Annotated in this window: 20 protein-coding genes; 12 read left to right on the top strand and 8 right to left on the bottom strand. The window is 62.9% G+C overall.

Annotated features, from left to right (window positions below):
• Nucleotides 1-14 precede the first annotated feature (14 nt).
• Nucleotides 15-719, bottom strand: a complete 705-nt coding sequence (locus NKI05_RS05710; protein ID WP_023668503.1) for an SOS response-associated peptidase — start codon at nucleotides 717-719, stop codon at nucleotides 15-17.
• A 187-nt stretch (nucleotides 720-906) separates the two neighbouring features.
• Between NKI05_RS05710 and NKI05_RS05705 the strand changes: the two genes are divergently transcribed.
• Nucleotides 907-1,260 carry a nuclear transport factor 2 family protein gene (locus NKI05_RS05705; protein WP_023668502.1) on the top strand — a complete coding sequence of 118 codons (354 nt, stop codon included), beginning with the start codon at nucleotides 907-909 and terminating at the stop codon, nucleotides 1,258-1,260.
• A 91-nt stretch (nucleotides 1,261-1,351) separates the two neighbouring features.
• On the opposite strand, the gene NKI05_RS05700 is transcribed toward NKI05_RS05705, so the two are convergent.
• Together NKI05_RS05700 and NKI05_RS05695 are read right to left on the bottom strand one after the other, a co-directional pair.
• Nucleotides 1,352-1,831, bottom strand: a complete 480-nt coding sequence (locus NKI05_RS05700) for an SRPBCC family protein (protein WP_023815225.1) — start codon at nucleotides 1,829-1,831, stop codon at nucleotides 1,352-1,354.
• Nucleotides 1,828-2,184, bottom strand: a complete 357-nt coding sequence (locus tag NKI05_RS05695; protein WP_023668500.1) for an ArsR/SmtB family transcription factor — start codon at nucleotides 2,182-2,184, stop codon at nucleotides 1,828-1,830. Before NKI05_RS05695 ends, NKI05_RS05700 begins: the two co-directional genes overlap by 4 nt.
• Nucleotides 2,185-2,349: 165 nt before the next feature.
• Here NKI05_RS05695 and NKI05_RS05690 point away from each other — a divergent pair, with 165 nt between their 5' ends.
• Nucleotides 2,350-2,697, top strand: coding sequence for an ArsC family reductase (locus NKI05_RS05690; RefSeq protein ID WP_023709906.1), 348 nt, complete (start codon nucleotides 2,350-2,352; stop codon nucleotides 2,695-2,697).
• 138 nt (nucleotides 2,698-2,835) lie between these two features.
• Here the strand turns inward: NKI05_RS05690 and NKI05_RS05685 are convergent, their stop codons facing one another.
• The 3 genes from NKI05_RS05685 to NKI05_RS05675 form a co-directional block, all read right to left on the bottom strand.
• Nucleotides 2,836-3,192 carry a DUF488 domain-containing protein gene (locus NKI05_RS05685; protein ID WP_023668498.1) on the bottom strand — a complete coding sequence of 119 codons (357 nt, stop codon included), beginning with the start codon at nucleotides 3,190-3,192 and terminating at the stop codon, nucleotides 2,836-2,838.
• 9 nt (nucleotides 3,193-3,201) lie between these two features.
• Nucleotides 3,202-4,458, bottom strand: coding sequence for an aminopeptidase (locus NKI05_RS05680; RefSeq protein WP_023815226.1), 1,257 nt, complete (start codon nucleotides 4,456-4,458; stop codon nucleotides 3,202-3,204).
• Between the two features lie 85 nt (nucleotides 4,459-4,543).
• Nucleotides 4,544-5,458: a LysR substrate-binding domain-containing protein gene (locus tag NKI05_RS05675; RefSeq protein WP_023687096.1), complete on the bottom strand. Its 915-nt coding sequence runs from the start codon at nucleotides 5,456-5,458 to the stop codon at nucleotides 4,544-4,546.
• Between the two features lie 108 nt (nucleotides 5,459-5,566).
• Here NKI05_RS05675 and NKI05_RS05670 point away from each other — a divergent pair, with 108 nt between their 5' ends.
• The 3 genes from NKI05_RS05670 to sbmA all read left to right on the top strand — a co-directional run bounded on the left by NKI05_RS05670 (nucleotide 5,567) and on the right by sbmA (nucleotide 8,378).
• Nucleotides 5,567-5,767, top strand: a complete 201-nt coding sequence (locus NKI05_RS05670; protein WP_352792289.1) for a hypothetical protein — start codon at nucleotides 5,567-5,569, stop codon at nucleotides 5,765-5,767.
• Between the two features lie 81 nt (nucleotides 5,768-5,848).
• Entirely contained in the window at nucleotides 5,849-7,006 is a 1,158-nt protein-coding gene (locus NKI05_RS05665; RefSeq protein WP_023738455.1) for a YbfB/YjiJ family MFS transporter, read from the top strand.
• Between the two features lie 115 nt (nucleotides 7,007-7,121).
• Nucleotides 7,122-8,378 (top strand): peptide antibiotic transporter SbmA, encoded by a 1,257-nt coding sequence (gene sbmA / locus NKI05_RS05660; RefSeq protein WP_023815227.1) that lies wholly within the window; start codon nucleotides 7,122-7,124, stop codon nucleotides 8,376-8,378.
• Nucleotides 8,379-8,404: 26 nt separating this feature from the next.
• Here the strand turns inward: sbmA and NKI05_RS05655 are convergent, their stop codons facing one another.
• A complete protein-coding gene (locus tag NKI05_RS05655) occupies nucleotides 8,405-9,409 on the bottom strand; it encodes a polysaccharide deacetylase family protein (RefSeq protein ID WP_023692118.1) in 1,005 nt (334 codons plus the stop codon).
• Nucleotides 9,410-9,601: 192 nt separating this feature from the next.
• Here NKI05_RS05655 and NKI05_RS05650 point away from each other — a divergent pair, with 192 nt between their 5' ends.
• A complete protein-coding gene (locus NKI05_RS05650; RefSeq protein WP_023815228.1) occupies nucleotides 9,602-10,264 on the top strand; it encodes a tetratricopeptide repeat protein in 663 nt (220 codons plus the stop codon).
• A gap of 76 nt (nucleotides 10,265-10,340) precedes the next feature.
• Nucleotides 10,341-11,774 (top strand): ribosome biogenesis GTPase Der, encoded by a 1,434-nt coding sequence (gene der / locus NKI05_RS05645; protein ID WP_023696590.1) that lies wholly within the window; start codon nucleotides 10,341-10,343, stop codon nucleotides 11,772-11,774.
• 232 nt (nucleotides 11,775-12,006) lie between these two features.
• Here der and NKI05_RS05640 read toward each other — a convergent pair whose 3' ends face one another.
• A complete protein-coding gene (locus tag NKI05_RS05640) occupies nucleotides 12,007-12,915 on the bottom strand; it encodes a LysR substrate-binding domain-containing protein (protein ID WP_023668489.1) in 909 nt (302 codons plus the stop codon).
• A gap of 117 nt (nucleotides 12,916-13,032) precedes the next feature.
• On the opposite strand from NKI05_RS05640, the gene NKI05_RS05635 reads away from it, so the two are divergent.
• The 5 genes from NKI05_RS05635 to NKI05_RS05615 all read left to right on the top strand — a co-directional run bounded on the left by NKI05_RS05635 (nucleotide 13,033) and on the right by NKI05_RS05615 (nucleotide 17,423).
• Nucleotides 13,033-14,328, top strand: coding sequence for an MFS transporter (locus NKI05_RS05635; RefSeq protein WP_023726389.1), 1,296 nt, complete (start codon nucleotides 13,033-13,035; stop codon nucleotides 14,326-14,328).
• Nucleotides 14,329-14,464: 136 nt separating this feature from the next.
• Complete coding sequence (locus tag NKI05_RS05630) at nucleotides 14,465-15,649, top strand: cell wall hydrolase (protein WP_023815230.1); 1,185 nt, start codon at nucleotides 14,465-14,467, stop codon at nucleotides 15,647-15,649.
• Between the two features lie 264 nt (nucleotides 15,650-15,913).
• Nucleotides 15,914-16,306 (top strand): AtpZ/AtpI family protein, encoded by a 393-nt coding sequence (locus tag NKI05_RS05625; RefSeq protein ID WP_023668486.1) that lies wholly within the window; start codon nucleotides 15,914-15,916, stop codon nucleotides 16,304-16,306.
• A gap of 65 nt (nucleotides 16,307-16,371) precedes the next feature.
• A complete protein-coding gene (locus tag NKI05_RS05620) occupies nucleotides 16,372-17,130 on the top strand; it encodes a F0F1 ATP synthase subunit A (RefSeq protein ID WP_023815231.1) in 759 nt (252 codons plus the stop codon).
• Between the two features lie 68 nt (nucleotides 17,131-17,198).
• A complete protein-coding gene (locus tag NKI05_RS05615) occupies nucleotides 17,199-17,423 on the top strand; it encodes a F0F1 ATP synthase subunit C (protein ID WP_006206606.1) in 225 nt (74 codons plus the stop codon).
• Nucleotides 17,424-17,429: the final 6 nt, after the last annotated feature.

Raw genomic sequence — 17,429 nt, 5'->3', positions numbered from 1 at the left:
GAGCCGATTTCGGGCTAAAACAGAGACCCTTGGGCCGGGGCCTGTGGTGGGAACTTGATCTGTGTGGCTGGCTTCTCAACGATCACCAACGCGTCGTTGGGCGCCGTCCGCTGCAAATGCCGTGCTTTCGACCATGGCGCCGTCAGCCAAGCCTCGGTTTCCTCCGGCGTGGTGAGGATCACGGGCATAGCCTTCTCATGGATCGGCGCAATGAGAGCATTAGGCTTGGTGGTCATGAAGGCGTATAGCTCGAAGTCGCCGGGACCGTCCTTGACCTTTCGCACGCCCTGCCAAGACGTCCAGAAACCAGCGAAGAAGAACAACGGCCGGCTCTCGCCACGGGCAAACCAGTAATTTCGCTGGATTCCTGTTTCCGGGTCTTTATCGTTCGCCGCAGGGCTGGGCTCGGCAAAGCTGGTCACCGGCACGACACATCTGTGCTCGACCCCCACATATTGCTGCCAGTGCGAATATTGCGGATTGCGAACGTTGGTGGTGCCGTAGTCGGCCTTACCTTTCATGCGCTCGGGCGGCGTTGGCAAACCCCAAAGCAGTTTCGCCAGTTCACGCTCCCCATCCGCCCTGTTGCGAACGACAAGCCCAGGTTGATTGGGATAGACATCAAGCGAAGGTTCGAGGTTGCCGCTGATATCGTGCAATGTGCGGGTCCATTGGCGGACCGCCTCTTGCGTCGTCGTGATGTTGTAGAGGTTGCACATGCACCCAGCATTGCGGAATTGGCTTTTGTCTGCAACCGAAGTCGCTGTCCGACGCCGCCGCAATCGTCGTCACACAGCCGCGCTATATCCATCGTCCTGACACACCGTGTCAGCTGTCGTGCGGGTAAAGGTGGCGGGCCGGCAAGCGCTTCCCTACTTCAAACCAGTCTGAACAGGAGGAACACACATGACCATCGCGGATGTTGCCAAGGATTTCACCGAAATGCTCCAGCAGGGGGATCACCTGGGTGCTGGTGAAAAGTACAATGCCGATGATATCGTCAGCCTCGAAGCCATGGAGGGGCCGATGGCCATCGCCCGTGGCAAGGAGGCTCTCAGGCAAAAGGGCGAATGGTGGCAAGCGAACCACGAAGTCCATGGCGGCTCTGTCGAAGGCCCCTATGTCAACGGCGACCAGTTCGCGGTGCGCTTCAAGTTCGACATAACGCCCAAGGCCACCGGCGAACGGGTCACCATGGACGAGGTTGGCCTGTACACGGTCAAGAACGGCAAGATCACCGAAGAGCGCTTCTACTACTGAGCCCGGGTGCCGTCGGGTTCCGGCGCGCGCTTCGCTGCACGACCCAAAAACCAGGCGGCCGGGACAAAGTCCTGGCCGCAGTGGGAAAAGCTCAAATGGTCTTCACATACTGCGCCAGCTGATCGGCCACCGTGCCCCAGCCGTCGAAGAACCCCATCTCTTCATGATTGTTGCGGGTAGCCTCGTCGCGATGGATGGCCGTTGCCGTGTAGCGCGTGCCCTTGTCATCCGACTGAAGCGAAATGACTGCGGTGATGAAGGGCTCGCCCGAGGGCCGATAGCCCGGCAGCAGCGCATCGGTCCACACCAGCCGCTCGTTCGGCACGATCTCGAGATAGCAGCAATGGCGGTCGTTGAGCTCCTTGCCGTCGGGCGATTGCATGCGCGTCCGGAACAGTCCGCCCGGACGAAGGTCGATCTCGCAATCGGTGATCAGCCAGGGCTTGGGCGTGAACCATTGCTTGACATGCTCCGGCACCGTCATCGCGCTCCACAAGAGTTCGCGCGGCGCGTCGAGCTTGCGCTCCAGCACAAGGTCCAGTCTGGGGTCGGGCTTGAAGGGATAGCTCACTTTTCTTGCTCCTTGAGGCTCATCACATAGGCGTCGAATTGATCGAGTCGGCGCTCCCACAGCGTGCGCTGTTCGGCCAGCCAGTTTTCGGCGAGCTGCAGCGGTTCGGGCGCCAGCTGATAGGTCCTGGTGCGGCCGATTTTTTCCGATCGCACCAGACCGCAGCCTTCCAGCACTTTCAGATGCTCGATGAAGGAAGGCAGCGCCATCTCGAAAGGCTGCGCCAACTCGCTGACCGAGGCCGGACTGCGGTTCAACCGCTCGACCACGCGCCGCCGCGTCGGGTCAGCCAGCGCGCGGAAGATGCCGTCGATCGGCGGGAGACTTGTAGTTGGGGCGAGGAGGCTTGGCATGGGCGATCCTGAGGTCTGTCGACGCGGTGCAGGCAGATACTTAGGAAATTTCCTTAGTATTGGCAACCTCTAAAAAAGCGCCGCTAGCGATTGGGAAGCTGGCAAAGCGGGGAGGGCGGTTTTAGGCTGTCTGAGGATTCGACTGTCAGTCAAGGGAAGCGCGTTTTGACGATCACCATGTACGGCATCACCACCTGCGACACGATCCGCAAGGCGCGCACCTGGCTGGAGGGCCATGCTGTGCCCTACCGCTTTCACGACTACCGGGCCGAGGGGATAGAGGCGGGCAGACTGGACGGGTGGGTCGGCAAGGTTGGCTGGGAAAAGCTGCTCAACAAGGGCAGCACCACATTTCGCGAACTGCCGGACAAGGACAAGCAAGGGCTCGACGAGAAGAAGGCCAGGAAGCTGATGCTGGCCAACCCGACGATGATCAAGCGCCCGGTGCTCGAGGTCGGGGATGAGATTTTGGTGGGGTTCAAGCCGGAGGCTTATGAAGGGGTGGTGAAGTAGCGTAGCCTTGCCTCGTCAGCCTATGGCGTAGCAAGGAGCGAAGCGACGCAGCGCAGACCCGAGGATGACGAACGCGTGGAGGGCGATCGCTAATTGTGAAGGCTTTCGCTTGCGGCGTATGCAGCGGTTCGCTGTCTCTCAACCCGTCCCGCGCAAATATCCCGCCAACGCCACCGCATTGTTATGCGCCTCGTCATGCGCGCCATAAAGCAGCGTCACCTTGGCCTTGCCGAGCAAGCCACGCAGTTTCGCCACCGCTTCTCTATTCCCATCCAGTTCGACCGAATACCGCACCTGAAACTCCGCCCATCGCGCCGGCTCATGTCCGAACCACCTCCGCAATTCATCGCTCGGCGCGATCTCCTTCAGCCACAGCGTCAGCGCGGCATCCTCCTTGCTGACGCCGCGCGGCCAGATGCGATCGACCAGCACCCGCTGCCCGTCATCGGGCGCGGGTGCTTCGTAAATTCGCTTGACCGTCAGGTCGAAGGCCATCCGCCCCCTTTACGCCCACTCGCCCTTGCGCATCACCGGCACCTTGCGGCCATCCTTATGCACGCCGTCTATGTCGATCTTGTCCGAGCCGATCATCCAGTCGATGTGGATAAAACTCTTGTTGCCGCCGCGCTGGGCGATTTCGTCCTGGCTGAGCGAGGCGCCGTCGACGAAGCATTTTGAATAGCACTGCCCGAGCGCGATGTGGCAGGCGGCGTTCTCGTCGAACAGCGTGTTGAAGAACAGCAGGCCGCTGGCCGAGATCGGCGAGGAATGCGGCACCAGCGCCACCTCGCCGAGCCGGCGCGAACCCTCGTCGGTGTCGAGCACTCTCTTCAGCACGTCCTCGCCCTTCGAAGCCTTGGCTTCGACGATCCTGCCCTCTTCGAAACGCACCGAGATATCGTCGATCAGCGTGCCTTGGTAGGACAGCGGCTTGGTCGAGGATACATGGCCGGAGACGCGCCGTGCATGCGGCGTGGTGAAGACCTCCTCGGTCGGGATGTTCGGATTGCAGGTGACGCCGTTCTTGGCAGTCGAGGCGCCGCCCATCCATTCATGGCCATCGGCCAGCCCGACGGTCAGGTCGGTGCCCGGGCCGCTGAAATGCAGATCATGGAAATTGTGCTCGTTCAGCCACTTTGTGCGGCCGCGCAGCGCTGCATTGTGCGCCGTCCAGTTTGCGATCGGGTCTTCCACATCGACCCGTGATGCCGAAAAGATCGCATCGGCGAGCTTCACCACCGCGACATCGTCGGCATCGCCGGGGAAGACCTGTTTTGCCCAGGCGAGATCCGGGTAGGCGACGATGTTCCAGTTGATGTCGAAGCCGGTGATCTTTTCCAGCGCCGGCTGGTAGGCCATCGAGTTCGCCTTGTTGGCGCGCGCCACTTTCGCCGGGTCCTGCGCCGACAACAGCGACGGGTCCTCGCCGCGCACGGCAAGCCGCGCCGCATTGTTGGAAAAGGCCTTCGCCATGCCTTCATACATCCAGCCGGCGGCGCGGTCGAAGCCGGCATCCGCGCCGTAGCGGAAGCGCGCCAGCATGATCTCGTCATCGTTGAAGATAGGGGTCACCAGGCCGGCGCCCGCTTTATAAGCGTGCTCAACGATGCGCCTGGTCAGCGGCAGTGCGGCGATCGACGAGGTCAGCACCAGATCCTGCCCCGGCTGCAATTGCAGCCCCACCTTGATGGCGACTTCCGCCAGCCTGTCGAGCTTCACCGGGTCGATGGTTGCGGAAACGCCGCGCGAATGTGTGGTCATGATCCTGCCTGCCTTGGTCCGGGAGTGAGAGTTCCAACATAGGCCGGCGCGGCTGTGCTTTCCAGCACCGTCGCGACGGACAGCCCTAGGCAGCGCTTTCCAGCGCGCTGAACTGCGCCACGGTCGCCGCGATCTCTTCGCGGATCCAGATCTTGAAATCGCGCACCTTGCGGCTTTCGGTCTTGGTGGCCGAGGTCACCAGCCAGTAGCCGAGGCCGCTCTGCGCCCGCACGCCGAAAGGCGCGACGAGGCGGCCGTCGGCCAGCGCATCGGCGGCCAGCAATTGCCAGCCGAGCATGACGCCGTGGCCGGCGATTGCCGATTCCAGGCACAGCATCGGGTCGGTGAAGCGCGCGCCCTTGCGGAAGCTGACCGGCTCGGCCCCGGCAGCCTTGAACCAGCTCTCCCAGTTGATCATCGCCCGCTCGTCGGTGATGGCGCAGGTCTGCGCCAGGTCTTCGATCGACTTCAGTTTCTTGGCGATCACCGGCGCGCAGACCGGAAAGACTTCCTGCGCCAACAAAAGTTCCGCCCGGCCGCCCGGCCATTTGCCGTCGCCAAGCCGGATGGCGATGTCGATGTCGGAACGTTCGAGATCGGCGAGGCGCACCGAGGCGTCGATGCGCAGCAGCACGTTGGGATGGCGGTCGAAATGCCGCGACAATCGCGGCAGCAGCCATTTCGAGGCGAAGGCCGGCGCCACCGAAACCACCAGCGTGCATTGGCTTGCCTCATCGGCCAGCGCCACCGCCTGCGCCAGCTCGCGAAAACCGGCGCCCAGCCGGGCGGAAAAAACCGTTCCGAATTCGGTCAGCACCAGCCCGCTTGCGGTGCGTTCGAACAGCGCCTGTCCGAGCTGCTTTTCAGTGCGGTTGATCTGCTGGCTGACGGCGCTGACCGAGACGTTGAGTTCGCCGGCCGCCGCCGCGAGCGAGCCGAGGCGGGCGACGGTTTCGACGGCGCGCAGGCCGTTGAGATGGACGCGGTTCAGCATAGCCATTTCAGTTTTTCTAAACCGGCGCGGCTGAAATCTCAATTGAAAGACAGCCCGACAAGGCAGATTTTAGTGGGACAGTCAGACCGAGGAGGCGAGGATGACGATCGTACATTGTTCAAGATCTTAGCCGCTGCCGGCCTCCGGCCGGACCGCTATGATGGGATGCACGGCGGCGATGTCATCGACTGGGTTACCGACCCATTGTCGCATCCGGTGCTGGACACCATGTCGGAACGCGAACTCGGAGATATCCCGTTCCGGCTGACGGCGCGCCGCACCGCCTACGAGACCGGGGCGGTCGGCTGCGGCTGAGATGCGGGGGCGTTAGTCGCGCCCGCTGGCCCAACACAAAGCGGATTGTTTCATCGGTCGCCAATTCTATGGTGCGCTGCAATGAACGCCGCTCCATCACCCTTGCGCCAAGCTCTCGCTGGCATGATCGCCATGGCCGTTGCCATGGGCATTGGCCGTTTCGTCTACACGCCGATCCTGCCCGGAATGATGGAAGAACTGCATCTGTCGCCGGCCGATGCCGGCTGGATCGCGTCGGCCAATTATCTCGGCTACCTCGTCGGCGCGCTTGCGGCGGCAGGCGGCTGGGCGCATGGGCGCGAGCGGCTGCTGATGTTTGGCGGCCTTGCCGCCAGTGCTGCGCTCGCCGCCCTGATGGGGCTGAGCGAGACGATGACCGCCTTTGTCGTCCTCCGCTTCCTTGCCGGTCTCGCCAGCGCCTTCGTCATGGTGTTCATGGCCTCGATCGTCTTCGGTCACCTGGCAGCCGCCAACAGAAGCGACCTGCAGGCGCTGCATTTCGGCGGCGTCGGCCTCGGCATCGCGGCATCCTCAGCGCTGATGGCGGTTCTGGTCACCGAACATGCCGGCTGGGCTTCGGGCTGGCTGTGGTCGGCAGCGATTTCCGCCGGCGGCCTTGCGATGGTCGCCTTGCTCGCCGGCAGCACCGCACCTGGCCGCGGCGTGGCCGACCGCGAACCGGCACTGCCGAGGGACCGGTCGTTGGCAAAAGTCATCGTTGCCTACGGCCTGTTCGGCTTCGGCTATGTGGTGACGGCGACCTTCCTGGTCGCCATCGTGCGCCAGGGCGGCGGCGGCCGCGTCTTCGAGGCAAGCGTCTGGATGGTCACCGGCCTTGCCGGCTTTCCCTCGGTCTGGCTGTGGCAGAAGGTAGCGGCACGGATCGGGCTTTATACCGCCTATGCCGTGGGCTGCCTGGTCGAGGTGGTCGGCGTCACCGCCAGCGTCGCCATCGGCGGCACCGCCGGGCCGCTGCTGGCGGGCGTCCTGCTCGGCGGCACCTTCATCGCCATCACCGCGCTCGGCCTGCAGACGGCAAGGCAGCTCGTGCCGGAGGCGCCGCGCCGGATTTTTGCGCTGATGACCGCTTCCTTCGGCATCGGCCAGATCGTCGGCCCGATCGTCGCCGGACTGCTGGCGCAAGCCTCGGGCAACTTCTTCCTGGCCTCGATCGTCGCTGCTGGCGTATTGCTGGTATCTGCTGGGATCACCTGGTCGGCCGCGCCAAAATCGCCATGATTGTGGTCTTGCTCGATGCCGGGCATCGGGTACGGGCATTTGCTTTCCACCTGATGTGTGACTTTATGCCCGCTGAACCCCGCTGATTTGCGCACCGACCGAGGATTTCACCACAGTGTTCGTATCCTTCTTCCCGCAGCCGAAGCTGTTTTTCACCTCGGCCGCCGTCTGGAGCCTTTTGCTCATCATAATTTGGTTTTTCGGCGGCCAAGAGCTGGGTACCCTGATTGGGCTTGCTCCGGTGGCAGCCGACACGCCCGTTGGCGTTGAAGTCTTTTGGTCTGACCCGTTCGTCTGGTTCTACCTATACTACGGCACGGGCGTAGCGCTTTTCGCTGGCTTTTGGAGGTGGTATTCACCCCATCCTTGGCAGAACTGGTCGATCCTTGGGTCCGCGCTCATTCTCTTCGTGATCTATTTCCAGGTTCAAGTGGATGTAGCCTTTAACGCTTGGTACGGACCGTTCTACGATCTCATACAGCGGGCGCTCGGCAAGGCGTATTCGACAACGCCGTGGGATTTCTACAGCCAACTGCTGACCATCTCCTGGGTCGCTGGATTGGCCGTTGCCGTGGGTGTCCTTAACCTATTTTTTGTGAGCCATTGGATCTTCCGCTGGCGCACGGCGATGAATGAATACTACATGTTCTATTGGGACAGGCTTCGCACTATCGAAGGAGCGTCGCAGCGTGTCCAGGACGACACCATGCGCTTTTCCACGACGATGGAAGCACTCGGTGTGAATTTGGTCCGCTCGGTAATGACGCTGATCGCATTCTTGCCCGTTCTCCTCGTTCTGTCGAAAAATGTAACTGAATTGCCAATCGTCGGAGAGGTCCCTTACTCCCTAGTGGTGGTAGCGATTGTTTGGTCGATTTTTGGGACTACTTTCTTGGCGCTCGTCGGCATCAAGTTGCCAGGCCTCGAATTCCGTAACCAGCGCGTCGAGGCTGCCTATCGAAAAGAACTTGTTTATGGTGAAGATGATCCGAATCGTGCTCGGCCGCCCACTGTCGCCGAACTATTTAACAATGTGCGGCAAAATTACTTTAGGCTTTACTTTCACTACATGTATTTCAATGTGGCTCGCATATTTTATCTTCAGATAGATAATATATTCCCTTATATAGTATTGGTCCCAACGATGGTGGCCGCCAAAATCAGTTTGGGTCTATTGAACCGAATTCTCGATGCCTTCGGGCAAGTGCGCTCCTCGTTCCAATATCTCGTCAATGCGTGGACAACGATTGTCGAGCTTCTGTCCATTTACAAGCGCCTGCGTGCCTTCGAGGCAATTATCCACGGCGAGCCGCTTCCCGATATCGATCGTCGTTTCCTCGCCCGCCAGGCAAAGGCACCCGACCCGGCTTGATCCTATCTGCATAGACGGTTGGCGGCTCAGCCGCCCACCGCCGCCTGCCTCTCGCTACCACGTTGCCGCTGCACATAATCGCGAAAACTGATGCATTCGACGTCGGCTTTCACGCACGTCTCGTCGGCAAAGCGCTCCAGCGCGTCCCAGTAGGCGCCGTTGTTCATCGGCGTGAAGTGGAAGCTGAGCACCAGCGGGATGCGCTTGCCCTGATATTGCTTGTCGAAGGCGGCGCGGAACGCCTGGTAGGTCCGATCGCTGAACTCGGCTGCCTGGCTCGGCCGCTCGAAACCGCCGGAATGCCTGACATAGAGATTGTAGTCCATGGCGATCACCGGCCTTGAACTCGGGCCTTCCGGGATCTGTGGCAGCGAAAAGCGGGTCAAGCCGCCGCCGGTCGGCGGCTCGACCGGGCCGTTCGAGACGCCGCTGGCGTCATAGTGGTAGCCGGCTTCAGGCAGGGCCTCGTAGAGCCCTTTGCTGGTCGACAGATAGGGCGCGCGAAAGCCGACCACGGCATGGGCAATAGCGCGCCAGCCTGCGGGCTCGGGCGCAATGCCGTTGATTGCATAGGCGTTCTCCAGAATGCGCTCGAACGATGCGAATTCCTTCAGCCAGTCGGCCTTGCTCCAGTCCTTGCCGTCGAAATGGCCGCAGCCATGGCTGGCAATGTCATGGCCCTCCGACGCGGCGAGGCCGATCTGGTCGAGCCGGTCCGCGACTTCCTGTTTCGAGGCGGCGAAGCCGATGTTGGATTTGCCCGCGGACCTGGCCGGCGCGGTGTATTCGGCGCGTGTCTGCTGCGACAGCAGGAACACGCAGGAAAGGAAGTAGGTAAAATGCGCGCCGGTGCGCTTGGCTAGCGCCCGGCTGCGCTGCCATTGCGATATCTCACGGGCGCTGTCGAACGAGATGATGACGATCTGCTTCGGCTTTGCCGGGGATGGCGCCGCCGGCGGGTCGGCGTAAGCAACGCCCGCCGTGGCAAGCACAGCGGTGGAAAATGCGACAACGCGGGACAAACGAGGCATCGGCAATCTGGGCTTGATCGGAGGCAGTCCAAGCCGGCTACCGGCAAAATGTGGCACGGGTGCGATCAATGTCGGCAGCCATGCACCCGGCGATTAGCCGATTTTCCTGCCGAGCCCCTTCCATGCCCGTGAAATTTCGCTAAAACGCGGGCTCAAGAAGCGCCCCTGTCAGGGCAGCAATGGTTTTGATTGATGTCCGACGACAGTTTTATCCGCGAAGTCAACGACGAAATCCGTCGCGAGCAGGCGCAGGCGTTATGGGACCGCTTTGGTCCGGCGATCCTTGGCCTCGCCATCCTGGTGGTGCTTGGCACCGCCGCCTTCGTCGGCTACCGCTATTGGGATGAGACCCGCGCCAACCGCTCCGGCGACGCGTTTTCGCAGGCGCTGAAGCTTGCCAATGACGGCAAGAGCGACGAGGCGCTGACAGCGCTCGAACAGCTGGAAAAGGATGGCTACGGCGCCTATCCACTGCTCGCCCGTATGCGCGCCGCAACCGTCAAGGCCGACAAGGGCGACTTTGCCGCCGCCGTTACGGATTTCGATGGCGTCGCCGTCGACAACGCCATTCCCCAGGGTATTCGCGACATGGCGCGCCTGCGGGCCGCCCTGCTGCTCGTCGATCACGGCTCCTTCGCCGACGTCTCCAGCCGCGTCGAGGCGCTGACCGCCGACAACAACACGCTGCGCCACACGGCGCGCGAAGCGCTCGGCCTTGCCGCCTGGAAGGAAGGCAAGACCCAGGATGCGCTAAAACTGTTCGACCAGATCGCCGCCGATGACGGCGCGCCGCGCAATGCGCGCCAGCGGGCGACGTTGATGTCCGAACTGATCCGCGGCTCGGGCGCGTCATGATACGCATCGCCCAAAGCCTGCCCTCGGGACTGACCCAAGGGCGCGCTGCGGTTCGGGCGATGATATGGGTGGCCGGATGAGCTTCAAAGTCGCCATTATCGGCCGTCCCAATGTCGGCAAATCCACGCTTTTCAACCGGCTGGTGGGACGGAAGCTGGCGCTTGTCGACGACACGCCGGGCGTCACCCGCGACCGTCGCGTCCACGCGGCCAAACTCTACGATTTGCATTTCGACGTCATCGACACCGCCGGCTTCGAGGACGCGGCCGCCTCGACGCTGCCCGGCCGCATGCGCGCGCAGACCGAGATCGCCATCCGCGAAGCCGACCTGATCTTCTTCACCATCGACGCCAAGTCCGGGCTTTTGCCCGACGACCGCACATTTGCCGAAATCGTGCGCAAGTCCGGCAAGCCGGTCGTGCTGGTCGCCAACAAGGCCGAGGCCAAGGGCGCCCAGGGCGGCATGCTGGAAGCCTGGGAACTGGGTCTCGGCGAGCCGATCCCGGTCTCGGCAGAGCATGGCCAGGGCATGCCCGACCTGCGCGATGCTGTCATCGAAGCCCTTGGCGAGAAGCGCGCTTTCGACGAGGAAGAGGCCGAAGCCGAAGACGAGGTCGCCGCCAGCGAGGTGCTGATCGGCGAGGACATCACCGATCCCGACGCTGAACCTGCCTATGACGACACCAAGCCGATGCGCATCGCCGTCGTCGGCCGTCCCAATGCCGGCAAGTCGACGCTGATCAACGCGCTGATCGGCGAGGAGCGGCTTTTGACCGGCCCGGAAGCCGGCATCACCCGCGATTCCATCTCGGTCGACTGGGACTGGCATGGCCGTCGCCTAAAACTGTTCGACACTGCCGGCATGCGCCGCAAGGCCAGGATCCACGAAAAGCTGGAAGTGATGTCGGTGCAGGACGGTCTGCGCGCCATCCGCTTTGCCGAGATCGTCATCATCGTGCTCGACGCCACCATCCCATTCGAGAAGCAGGACCTCCAAATCGCCGACCTGATCATCCGCGAGGGCAGGGCGCCGGTCATCGCCTTCAACAAATGGGACCTGATCGACAATCCGCAGGAACTGCTGGCCGAATTGCGCGAAAAGACCACACGGCTTTTGCCGCAAGTGCGCGGCATCCAGGCGGTGACGGTTTCGGCCGAGACCGGGCGCAGCCTCGACAAGCTGATGGATGCCGTCATCAAGACGCACAAGGTGTGGAACAGCCGCGTTTCCACCGGCAAGCTCAACCGCTGGCTGGAAAGCATTCTTGCGCATCATCCGCCGCCCGCCGTCGCCGGACGCCGGCTCAAGGTAAAATACGTCACCCAGGCCAAGACGCGGCCGCCTGGCTTTGTCGTCCAGTGCTCGCGGCCGGATGCGATGCCGCAATCCTATGTCCGCTATCTCTCCAACAGCCTGCGCGAAGCCTTCGACATGCCTGGCGTGCCGATCCGGATAGCGCTGCGGACTTCGGACAACCCGTTCGCGGGGAGAGCGAACAAGCGCAAGTGAGCGGTGACGGTTGCGGAATTCTCCGCAAGATTGGCGGGACAGCACCCCCTCTGCCCTGCCGGGCATCTCCCCCGCAAGGGGGGAGATCAGTCGTTTCGTCTTTGGAGCCTCTCTTGCAACGTTGAAAATTGGCGAAAGCATTCGCGAGATCCAATCTCCCCCCTTGCGGGGGAGATGTCCGGCAGGACAGAGGGGGGTGTGACGGAACGCTACGCTGGACAGCCGCTTCCGTCTAAGCGACCTCTCTCAACCGCTCGTCCTGCGGCAGCGCCGCCACCGCCGCGTGCCACAATATATCCGCCAGCCGCGCCGCCACCGGGTCCAGTTCGGCGTCTTTCTGGTGCAGCACCAGCGCCATGGTCGGCAGCGCGGGTAAGCCCAGCGTTTGCGGCGCCATCGCCCTGACATTGGCCGGCAGGCCGATATCGGTGCGGATGGTCAGGCCGAGGCCGGCGGCGACCGCCGCCCAGATGCCGCCAAGGCTGGGGCTGGAGAAGGCCATCCGCCATGGCAGGCCGGCGCGGTCGAGTGTTTCCGTCGTCACCGTGCGCAGCAGGCACGGCGCTTCCAGCGCCACCAGCGGCAGCGCCTCGCCCTCGCGCAGCCTGGTCTCGATCAGCTTGGCCGGCCCGATCCAGCGCAATTGCGCGTCGCCGACATGCCGGCTGTAAGGCAGCGCCTGGCCGCTGTCCCAGGCCAGCGCAATGTCGAGATTGCCTGATGTGATCCGCTCGGCAAGTTCATAGCTGCGCCCGATCCGCGCCTCGATCTTGACCTTGGGGTGCGCGCGGGCGAAGCGTCCGAGCACCTCCGGCAGCACCGCCTCGCCGAAATCCTCCTGCAGGCCGAGCCTGACCCAGCCTTCCAGTTCCACGTCGTGGATGGCCGAGGCCGCCTCGTCGTTCAACTCGAGCAGCCGCCTGGCATAGCCGAGCATGGTTTCGCCGGCTTCGGTCAACGCCAGTCCGCGGCCCGACTTGCGGAAGATCGGCGTCGCCGCCTGGTCCTCCAGCTTCTTCAATTGCGCGCTCACCGCCGAAGTCGAGCGTCCAAGCCGGTCGGCGGCCTTGGCGAAGCTGCCGAGTTCCATGCCGGTGACGAAGCTTCGGAGGACATCGAGGTCGAAGGTTACGCGGCGCATCAAAACGGTCCTGTTTTTCGGGAACAATTGTCAAAAAATTCCCGATATTCGGGATGAAGTTATGGCGGTAAAGACGAGGCGTCAAGGTCCCGAAAGGGCATCAACAGGAGTCCCGCCATGTCGATTGCCGACGCAAATCGTGAGCCAGGCCGGGTTGGCCGAGCCGCCGCCGTCAGGTCGAAGGCTGAACGATTTCGCGCCAATCATCGCTGGAAGGTGCTTGGCATCGGCGTTGCCGCCAATGCCAGTTTCTCCGCCACCTTCGCCGGCATACCGGCGGCGGCGGTGTTTCTGCGGTCGGGCTATCACTTGAGCAATGGCAATCTCGGCCTGGTCCTCGGCCTTCTCGGACTGGGCGTTGCCTTGAGCGAACTGCCCTGGGGTCTGCTCACCGACCGCTGGGGCGATCGCGGCGTGCTGTTGACCGGCCTTGGCGCGACCGCGGCGTGGCTCGCCTTGATGGCGTTGTTCATCGTGCCCTCAGTGACCTATGTGCCTGGCGTCGCAATGCTGGCCGCATGCCTTCTGGTCGCCGGCCTGCTCGGCGGCAGCGTCAACGGTTCCAGCGGCCGCGCCATCATGGCCTGGTTCCACGAAGGCGAACGTGGCTTTGCCATGAGCATTAGGCAGACCGCCGTGCCGCTCGGCGGCGGGCTCGGCGCGCTGGTCCTGCCGTCGCTGGCATCGGTGCACGGTTTCGCGGCGGTCTTCGGGCTGCTGGCCGCCATGAACGCCGTCTCTGCGCTGTTTGCCTGGCGATGGCTGCACCAGCCGCCGGAACTGGACAATGCCGGCAGCATGGCCATGGCAAAGTCGGGCGGTCCGGCGCCGCTGCGCAATGTCGAGGTCTGGCGCATCGCCACCGCCATCGGCCTGCTCTGCTTTCCGCAAGTGGCGGTGCTGACCTTTGCCTCGGTCTTCCTGCACGATTTCGCCGGCATGGCCACGCTCACGATCAGCGCCAGCCTTGCCGCGGTGCAGACCGGCGCCATGGTGATGCGCGTCTGGAGCGGCCGCTTCACCGACCGCCATGGCAACCGCCGCTGGTTCCTGCGCCTCTGCAGCATGACAAGCGCGCTTGGCTTCGCGGCCGTCGGCCTGCTGGTCCTGGCGGCAGGAGCCACGCCAGACGCCCATGCCGCGTTGATCCTGGCGATCGCCGTGCTGCTGGTCGTTGCCGGCATTTCGGTCTCCGCCTGGCATGGCGTCGCCTACACCGAACTCGCCACGCTTGCCGGCGCCAGCCGCGCCGGAACCGCGCTCGGTCTTGCCAACAGCTTCGTCTTCATCGCCTTCTTCGTGGTGCCGACCGCCATTCCGGCATTGCTGCTCATCTGGTCGTGGCCTGGCGTCTGGCTGGTGGGCGCGCTCTGCGCCTTGATTGCATGGCCAATTTTCCTGCGGCCGAACTGACGGGTTGCCGGTCGGCAAACGGCGTCCCATTTCGGGCCGCTTCGGAAAAACACGATCAACCGCGTTAACCCCGCATCAAGGTTAATGCTTCACTTTGGCTCTCCAGTGGCTCAGTGGCGTTTCTGGAGAGTTCCCCGTGCATCGACGTGTCCTGAAGCGGCTGGCCGCCGCCGCCGGTGAGAAAAAACGTTCCTTCCTATCGCCATTGGTCATCGGGCTCGGCATCTGGATCGGCTTTCCGACCGTCGTCGCCTACCAGGACATGGGCAGCTTGATTTCCGGCCTCGAAGCTTCGGGCACCCGCTGGAACTCTTATGTCGAGCGCTCCGTCGCCGGCTCGGTTCATGCCGCCGAAATGCCTTTCATCGATTCCGTCACCACCGGTTCGCTCTCGGGCTCGGGCGTGCGCCTGCCCGGCGTCGGCAAGGTCTCGTTTCGCGGCAAGGGCAATGTCGCCGGCATCACGCCCGACGAGGACCGCATCATGCGCGCCGACAAGAAGGGCCGCATCATCCAGGTCTCGCCGGTGGCGCCGCCGAAGAACTTCAATGCCGGCTCAATCTTTCAGCGCACGTCCTCGCTGCTGCGGCCGAGCATGGACAGCGGCCTGAAGCTCGCCTTCGCCAAGCCCGGCATCAAGGGCAAGGAAATCCAGATCGCCCAGGCCTTCCATACCAACCTGGACAAGAAGCCCGATCCCGGCGTGCCGGCCATGCTTGCCGCGTTGGTCAACAATGACAGACCGGACGTGCTGGCCACCGCCTATGCCCAGGCCGAACCCGATTACGCCAAGGCCTCACCCTTCGAGGCGCTGCTGCAGGACGAGGAGCCGAGCAGCGGGCGCTTCATTCCGCCGATGGCCAAGGGTGACCACTCGTGGATTCAGAACCCGCTGCCGGCCAGCGTCTTCTCCACGAAGGAGCAGGCCTGCCTCGCCAACGGCATCTATTTCGAGGCGCGCGGCGAATCCGTGCGCGGCCAGGCCGCCGTCGCGCAGGTCATTCTCAACCGAGTCCGCAATCCGGCCTATCCGAACTCGATTTGCGGCGTCGTCTACCAGAACGACAACTGGCTGAACCGCTGCCAGTTCTCCTTCGCCTGCGACGGCCGCAAGAAGCGCATCGAGAGCCCCGCCCACTATAAGACCGCCCAGGACGTCGCGATGGCGGTCACCGCCGGCAAGATATTCATTCCCGAAGTCGGCTCATCCACCCACTACTACGCCAACTACGTCCATCCGGGCTGGGCGCGCACGATGCAGAAGATGACCAAGATCGGCCTGCATATCTTCTACCGCACCTATGGCGGCGGCTGGAGCTGAGCCCTTCGGCTTGCCTGTCGCAACGAACCGCAAAGGCCCTGGAAGCCGAAATCGGACAGCGGTCGCCGGACGGATTCGGGGCATGTGCCGACCCGATAGTGCCGGGCACGATGTCGCACCTCGCCAAGTAATTGATTCCAATAGAAAAAATACATGGCTTTGAAGTCCCGCCCGTGGCTTGACGGGCGCAAACCCTCTAACTATGTTGCCGGCGACTTTAGAAGCGGACGGACGGTGACGGTCTGACCGGGCAGGGGGGTTACGATGGCCGACAAGAACGGGCCAGACGGAACCGGAGAAACCGGCCGCGGCAGCAAGCACGAGGCCGACATCCGCGACGAAGATCTCGAACGCCGCCGGCGTGAGCTTGGAGCATCGCTTGCGACAAGACGGCCGGATCAGCTCGAGGGGAATGACGGCGCGAAAGCGACGGCCGGATATGGCCAGGCGCTCAAGCTGTCCAGCGAGTTCATCGCCGGGATAGTGGTGGGTGTGGGCCTTGGCTGGTTTCTGGATCGCGTGGCGGGAACCTCGCCATGGGGTCTGGTCGTCGGCTTGTTGCTGGGCTTTGGCGCCGGCGTGCTCAATGTCCTGCGTTCGTCAGGTGTTGTGGCGGAATTCGGAAAAAGCGAGAAGTCGCACGATCCGAAAGAATGAAATGGCGCGCCGCCAATGGCGCACAAGGACACTTAAGGCCGCTCGCGGTTTTGACGGGGATGTAAATGGCTGCTGACAAGGTCGATCCGATCCACCAGTTCCATATCGTCAAGCTGATTCCGATCAATATCGGAGGCTATGACCTGTCCTTCACCAATTCGTCCCTGTTCATGGTCGCGACCGTGCTCGTCGCATCGGCGTTTCTGTACCTCTCGACCTCCAGCCGCAGCCTTGTTCCCGGGCGCCTGCAGTCGGTTTCGGAAATGGGCTACGAGTTCGTCTCCAACATGCTGCGCGACGCCGCCGGAACGCAGGGCATGAAGTTCTTCCCCTTCGTGTTCTCGCTGTTCATTTTCGTGCTGGTCGCCAACCTGCTTGGCCTTTTCCCCTACTTCTTCACCGTCACCAGCCACATCATCGTCACCTTCGGCCTCGCAGCCCTGGTGATCGGAACCGTCGTTGTCTACGGCTTCACGAAGCACGGTCTGGGCTTCCTCAAGCTCTTCGTGCCGCACGGCGTTCCGGTGTTCCTGTTACCGCTGGTGGTGCTGATCGAGGTGATCTCCTTCGTGTCGCGCCCGGTCAGCCTCTCGGTTCGTCTGTTCGCCAACATGCTGGCCGGCCACATCACCCTGAAGGTGTTTTCGGGCTTCGTCGTCAGCCTGAGCGCGCTCGGCGCCGTCGGCGTTGCCGGTTCGGTGTTGCCGCTGGCCATGGCAGTCGCGCTGACCGCGCTGGAATTGCTGGTCGCTTTCCTGCAGGCCTACGTCTTTGCGGTGCTGACCTGCATGTATCTGAACGACGCCCTGCATCCCGGGCACTGACCTTAGAATTTCCGGCATCTTTCGCCGGATGGAATTGCAACGGAATTACAGATCCAAAGGAGTTTAAAATGGACGCAGAAGCAGCAAAGTACATCGGCGCCGGTATCGCTTGCCTGGGCATGGGCGGCGCGGGCATTGGCCTCGGCAACATCTTCGGCAGCTACCTGGCGGGCGCCCTGCGCAATCCGTCGGCCGCCGATGGCCAGTTCGGCCGCCTGATTTTCGGCTTCGCCGTGACCGAAGCTCTGGGCATTTTCTCGCTTCTCATCGCGCTTCTCGCCCTGTTCGGCTGAGCCCCT

The sequence above is a fragment of the Mesorhizobium sp. M0771 genome (assembly GCF_040320155.1).
GTDB lineage: Bacteria > Pseudomonadota > Alphaproteobacteria > Rhizobiales > Rhizobiaceae > Mesorhizobium.
This window is presented reverse-complemented; position numbering and strand designations above follow the sequence as displayed.

What these genes read in the sequence shown, in the direction of transcription:
- NKI05_RS05710 (WP_023668503.1), bottom strand. Translation starts at nt 719, where the DNA reads ATGTGCAACCTCTACAACATCACGACGACGCAAGAGGCGGTCCGCCAA.
- NKI05_RS05705 (WP_023668502.1), top strand. Translation starts at nt 907, where the DNA reads ATGACCATCGCGGATGTTGCCAAGGATTTCACCGAAATGCTCCAGCAG.
- NKI05_RS05695 (WP_023668500.1), bottom strand. Translation starts at nt 2,184, where the DNA reads ATGCCAAGCCTCCTCGCCCCAACTACAAGTCTCCCGCCGATCGACGGC.
- NKI05_RS05685 (WP_023668498.1), bottom strand. Translation starts at nt 3,192, where the DNA reads ATGGCCTTCGACCTGACGGTCAAGCGAATTTACGAAGCACCCGCGCCC.
- NKI05_RS05680 (WP_023815226.1), bottom strand. Translation starts at nt 4,458, where the DNA reads ATGACCACACATTCGCGCGGCGTTTCCGCAACCATCGACCCGGTGAAG.
- NKI05_RS05675 (WP_023687096.1), bottom strand. Translation starts at nt 5,458, where the DNA reads ATGGCTATGCTGAACCGCGTCCATCTCAACGGCCTGCGCGCCGTCGAA.
- NKI05_RS05665 (WP_023738455.1), top strand. Translation starts at nt 5,849, where the DNA reads ATGAACGCCGCTCCATCACCCTTGCGCCAAGCTCTCGCTGGCATGATC.
- NKI05_RS05655 (WP_023692118.1), bottom strand. Translation starts at nt 9,409, where the DNA reads ATGCCTCGTTTGTCCCGCGTTGTCGCATTTTCCACCGCTGTGCTTGCC.
- NKI05_RS05650 (WP_023815228.1), top strand. Translation starts at nt 9,602, where the DNA reads ATGTCCGACGACAGTTTTATCCGCGAAGTCAACGACGAAATCCGTCGC.
- der (WP_023696590.1), top strand. Translation starts at nt 10,341, where the DNA reads ATGAGCTTCAAAGTCGCCATTATCGGCCGTCCCAATGTCGGCAAATCC.
- NKI05_RS05640 (WP_023668489.1), bottom strand. Translation starts at nt 12,915, where the DNA reads ATGCGCCGCGTAACCTTCGACCTCGATGTCCTCCGAAGCTTCGTCACC.
- NKI05_RS05635 (WP_023726389.1), top strand. Translation starts at nt 13,033, where the DNA reads ATGTCGATTGCCGACGCAAATCGTGAGCCAGGCCGGGTTGGCCGAGCC.
- NKI05_RS05625 (WP_023668486.1), top strand. Translation starts at nt 15,914, where the DNA reads ATGGCCGACAAGAACGGGCCAGACGGAACCGGAGAAACCGGCCGCGGC.
- NKI05_RS05620 (WP_023815231.1), top strand. Translation starts at nt 16,372, where the DNA reads ATGGCTGCTGACAAGGTCGATCCGATCCACCAGTTCCATATCGTCAAG.
- NKI05_RS05615 (WP_006206606.1), top strand. Translation starts at nt 17,199, where the DNA reads ATGGACGCAGAAGCAGCAAAGTACATCGGCGCCGGTATCGCTTGCCTG.